The organism is Pantoea sp. UBA5923, from assembly GCF_002431095.1.
GTDB classification, from domain to species: domain Bacteria; phylum Pseudomonadota; class Gammaproteobacteria; order Enterobacterales; family Enterobacteriaceae; genus Pantoea; species Pantoea piersonii.
Genome location: NZ_DJDN01000052.1, coordinates 1 through 2,808, shown reverse-complemented (window position 1 = coordinate 2,808; position 2,808 = coordinate 1). Strand labels below are relative to the sequence as shown.

Here is a 2,808-nt window from a genome sequence, read left to right as displayed (position 1 = left end):
CCAGGGCTACCAGTATGAAGCCAGGGGTAACGGCATTGTTCTGCTGCCGGAGCGCGTGGTGTTCACCAAAGACAACATCGGTAAGTACGATTTTTGACATTAACGTCAATGTAAGGGGAGCTTGAGATGGCTGATCTAGACGACATCAAAGACGGGAAGGATTTTGGTATTGGTACGCCGCAAAGTAACCGCGCGTTCTTTCTCAAGGGAAGTGGGGCGCTGGACTGGGGGATGCAGTCACGGCTGGCACGCATTTTCAATCCAGCTTCCGGGCGGACCGTCATGCTGGCGTTCGACCACGGCTATTTTCAGGGGCCAACCACCGGCCTGGAGCGGATCGATATCAATATCGCGCCGCTGTTTGAATACACTGACGTGTTGATGTGTACGCGCGGTATTCTGCGCAGCGTGGTGCCCGCCGCCGTCAATAAACCCGTGGTGCTACGGGCTTCAGGAGGTAACTCGATTCTGACCGAGCTGTCGAATGAAACGGTTGCTGTAGCGATTGAAGACGCGCTGCGCCTGAATGTGTCAGCCATGGCCGCGCAGGTGTATATCGGCAGCGAGCACGAGCATCAGTCGATCAAAAACATTATTCAACTGGTGGATCAAGGCACCCGCTACGGCATGCCAACCATGGCGGTGACCGGCGTGGGGAAAGATATGGTGCGCGATCAGCGTTACTTCTCATTGGCAACCCGCATTGCCGCCGAGATGGGGGCGCACATCATCAAAACGTACTATGTGGACAGCGGCTTTGAGCGCGTCGCCGCAGGCTGCCCGGTGCCGATTGTTATCGCTGGTGGCAAGAAACTGCCCGAACGCGAGGCGCTGGAGATGTGCTTTCAGGCAATCGATCAGGGGGCGTCTGGCGTGGATATGGGGCGCAACATCTTCCAGTCCGAATCGCCGATTGCCATGCTGAAAGCGGTACAGGCCGTGGTGCATGACAACGCCAGCGTAGATCATGCCTACCAGCTGTTTCTCGACCACACATGCTGAGCCAGAGGAGGCGTTATGGAAGTCACACTCGTAGAAATTAATGTCAAAGCCGATAAGGTCGATGAGTTTCTGAACGTGTTTCGCGAAAACCATTTAGGTGCAATTAAAGAACCAGGCAATCTGCGATTTGATGTGCTGCAAGACGAACAGGAGCCTACCAGGTTTTACATCTATGAGGCTTATGCCGATAGTGACGCCGTCGCCGCGCACAAGAAAACGCCACATTATCTTAAGTGCGTCGAGGCGCTGGAGGAAATCATGACTGGCCCCAGGAAAAAAACCAGTTTTAAAGGGATCTATCCCTAAAGACAGCCTTTACTTCCTCTGTTAACAGAATTTATGCCCGTAAGCATGAGAGTATTCACACCCAGCCAAAAACAAAAAACCAAAAGCCCGCTCAGGTTTCCCTGAGCGGGCTTTTTAAATCTGGCTCCTCTGACTGGACTCGAACCAGTGACATACGGATTAACAGTCCGCCGTTCTACCGACTGAACTACAGAGGAATCGTTGGAACGGGGCGAATATTAGCGACGCCGTTGTGGCTTGTCAAAGCACGATTTCATTTTTCCCGACTGAACGCTCGCAAAAGCAGCGGATTGCCGCTTTTTCAACAGATTCGGCGAGATTTCAAACTGCCAACAGGATCTCACTTTAAACGCATTTCCCAGCAGATGTTAGATACGTGTCAAAGTTTTGTTATTTCGCGATGTTAAAACAACTGTTTCAGTGCTTTTATGATAAAAATTTCAAAAGCAATATTAATGGAATAAATAAACTGCTTATTATCACCGCCGGAATGAATCAGCAAAACTGGAACGTAATTTTAAAATTAATTCCTGCGGAAACAAGCAATTGTAAAAAGGAGGAGTGAGTCACAAAAAAGCGCGAACGTCCAGGCCCCACCTCTGTAAACAGATTTGAACCGCCAGCAACGTTGAGTGAATGTAAAAGATATTTTTCATTCGCGGTATCAGCGGCGTCGGCAAGTTAACGACAATAAGGGTTACTCATGAACATCAAAAAAACACTCGCTGTCACACTGTTAGCCTGCATGTTGCCCGCCGCCGCGATGGCGAAAGATCTTTCGGTCGGCGTATCTATGGCGTTGTTCGACGACAACTTCCTCACCATTCTGCGTACCGCGATGCAAAAAGAGATGCAGAAAGAGGGCGTTCAGGGGCAGATGGAAGACGCCAAAGGCGATGTCTCCCAGCAGCTGCAGCAGGTACAGAACTTTATCGGCCAGGGCGTAGACGCCATCATCGTCAACCCGGTGGATACCAACGCGGTGAAACCGATCATGGATCAGGCCACCAAAGCGGGCATCCCGCTGATCTTTGTTAACCGTCGCCCGCAGGCGGAGCTTAGCGACAAGATGGCTTATGTCGGGTCGGACTCCGAACTGGCGGGCCGTCTGCAGATGGAAGCGCTGGCGAAAGCGTTAAACGGCAAAGGCAACGTCGCCATTCTGATGGGCGATCTCGCTAACGAAGCCACGCGCGACCGCACCAAAGGCGTTGAGGCGGTTGTCGCCAAATACCCCGGCATCAAAGTCGTGCAGAAGCAGACCGCAAAATTTATGCGTAACGATGCGGTAGACGTGGTGAGCAACTGGCTGACCGCAGGCGACGATATCCAGGCGATCGCCTCCAACAACGATGAGATGGCTATCGGTGCGCTGCAGGCGCTGGGCAAAAATCCTAACCATATCCTGATCGCCGGCGTAGACGGCACCCCGGACGCGCTGCAGATGCTGAAAAACGGCAAGATGGTCGCCACGGTGTTCCAGGACGCTAAAGGGCAGGG

4 protein-coding genes and 1 tRNA gene are annotated in these 2,808 nt (G+C 52.5%); 4 read left to right on the top strand and 1 reads right to left on the bottom strand.

Going from position 1 to position 2,808, the window contains the following annotated elements; translation table 11 throughout:
- The 3 genes from B3797_RS19620 to lsrG all read left to right on the top strand — a co-directional run.
- On the top strand, nucleotides 1-97 hold a 97-nt coding region (locus B3797_RS19620), incomplete at its 5' end, for a hypothetical protein (RefSeq protein ID WP_414693079.1).
- A 29-nt stretch (nucleotides 98-126) separates the two neighbouring features.
- Nucleotides 127-1,002 carry a 3-hydroxy-5-phosphonooxypentane-2,4-dione thiolase gene (lsrF, locus tag B3797_RS12570; protein ID WP_311791250.1) on the top strand — a complete coding sequence of 292 codons (876 nt, stop codon included), beginning with the start codon at nucleotides 127-129 and terminating at the stop codon, nucleotides 1,000-1,002.
- A 15-nt stretch (nucleotides 1,003-1,017) separates the two neighbouring features.
- Entirely contained in the window at nucleotides 1,018-1,308 is a 291-nt protein-coding gene (gene lsrG / locus B3797_RS12565) for a (4S)-4-hydroxy-5-phosphonooxypentane-2,3-dione isomerase (RefSeq protein ID WP_120453424.1), read from the top strand.
- A gap of 121 nt (nucleotides 1,309-1,429) precedes the next feature.
- Here the strand turns inward: lsrG and B3797_RS12560 are convergent.
- A tRNA-Asn gene (locus tag B3797_RS12560) sits at nucleotides 1,430-1,505 on the bottom strand.
- 506 nt (nucleotides 1,506-2,011) lie between these two features.
- On the opposite strand from B3797_RS12560, the gene B3797_RS12555 reads away from it, so the two are divergent.
- Nucleotides 2,012-2,808 (top strand): substrate-binding domain-containing protein (locus B3797_RS12555; RefSeq protein ID WP_311791249.1); only part of this gene is annotated, 797 nt, incomplete at its 3' end.